Source organism: Anaerobacillus alkalilacustris (assembly GCF_001866005.1).
Taxonomy (GTDB): Bacteria; Bacillota; Bacilli; order Bacillales; family Anaerobacillaceae; genus Anaerobacillus; species Anaerobacillus alkalilacustris.
This window is the reverse complement of record NZ_MLQR01000042.1, coordinates 1-1,711: the sequence shown is the minus strand read 5'-3', so window position 1 is coordinate 1,711 and position 1,711 is coordinate 1. Positions and strand designations below refer to the sequence as shown.

Genomic DNA, 1,711 nt, shown 5'->3' with positions numbered 1-1,711 from the left:
ATAGAAAGAGATGTCTGTGAGGATTATCGTTTTAGCTTGAAAGAGTAACGTGTAAGCTTTTAATAGAATTGAAGAGCAAGAAAATAAGGACTTGTAAAAAAATGATATACAAGCCCCGGGTATCCTATTGCCTTTTTTCCTAAGTTGATTGATAAACTTTTCTTTAGACTGGATTATATTTTCCTGATTTAGAGGTTTAGATGTAATTTGTAAGTTATTGGCTCTTTAGCCTGATGACATTGAGTAAGACTCCCACCTCAAAACGTAAGAAAATCGAAAAGTTTAGGTGGGGGATTAACTGCCCCTAAAGGTCCGATATAGAATAACTTTCATCAGTGAAAGCTGATAATTAGTTATTCTTATGCCTGTGGTATAAGTTAAACTAACAACCAGCGAGGGATGAAGGAAAACTCTCACTGATTGAAGTTCAGCTTTATATATAGAGGATAAATGGCGAATGAGATTTTTGCTAAACCTTCAATCAGTGCGGAAACTTGTACTGATTGAAGGTAGTTTTTATATGAATGATCACCCAAAAGGAAACGTCTTTTTAGGGTGTCAGGTCTTTCTCAATCAATGTAATCGTAAAAAAGTTATTAGTTTTATCAGTAAGTGTTGGGCACTCTCTAAAAAGACTACTTCTCCATCCTTATTGTGATGGCTTTGATAAGTTCTTCTAAAGGCTCATCAAACAAATCGGTAGTTAGGTTGTCTAAATATATCGTACCTTGGTCTGGGATATTGCCATATACTTCACTTGAAAAATAAGGTGCAGAAAAATACTCATAATCATTGTTTGAATAAATGAACTTCCCATTGATGCATCTAGTAAACTGGCGGAATAGTTCATCGATCAAAATTTCTTCATAATCTAAATTTAGTGATTTAATCTCTTTCTCAATCTGTTCAAATAACAAATCCGCTTCTATTGTATTGGTTTCTTCAGGGTTAATTTTATCAAAAGAACTATATTTAAGAACATTAGCATAAACAAGAAAATCAACACGTTGTCTTAAGTTATTCCAAAATTGATTTGAGTCAATAATCGTTGTCATAATATTTCCATACTCGCGCAAGAAAGACGTATTGTATAGACGGTTTCTAAGTGATTTGGCATAAGTAGGTTTATAATTACTTTGGATTTTTTGGTAAATCATCATATCAACTCCTTCATGTTATTATTTTTGTTACGTTCAACGTCCTTAACTATTCACATTTTTGTGTGAATGCGGAACTAAAAAAATAATGATGTTATGTCATTTAATGAAGTTTCATACCGTTTTTGCCGCGATTAAGATACTATACGTAGTTGAGTTAGTACCTCCTTAACTAGCTTTTTTTAATGTGATTGTGAAAAATTCACTCTATTAGATTCTATTAAGAGTTATTAAAAGTTACGCCTATTTTTCTAGAAAAAATTTAAGTGTCATGTTGTTATAGTAATCAAAGGTTTTCAGCTTCCTCGCTAAATAATATTTGTTTATAGATTTTAAGACCTGTCCATACTAGATAAAAAGTCTAATAAAATGGTCAGGAGTGTATAAGAATGCAAGATTTCGATAAAGAATACCGTCTTTTTCAAGAGGCACTAGATATTCAAGATCCTTGGTATATTGAAGATTACAAATTAGTAAAAAGTTCAGATCAATTTCATGTCTTTTTAGACTTCAAACGCGGAGCTAAGTTCCCGTGTCCACATTGTGGATTGTGG

The 1,711-nt window shown here is 32.3% G+C and carries 1 protein-coding gene; it reads right to left on the bottom strand.

Annotation, left to right across the window (positions count from 1 at the left end):
* Positions 1 to 635: 635 nt before the first annotated feature.
* Complete coding sequence (locus BKP37_RS15980; RefSeq protein ID WP_139193163.1) at positions 636 to 1,160, bottom strand: hypothetical protein; 525 nt, start codon at positions 1,158 to 1,160, stop codon at positions 636 to 638.
* Positions 1,161 to 1,711: the final 551 nt, after the last annotated feature.

Coding starts and splice junctions, on each gene's coding strand:
- BKP37_RS15980 (WP_139193163.1), bottom strand. CDS start 1,160: ATGATGATTTACCAAAAAATCCAAAGTAATTATAAACCTACTTATGCC.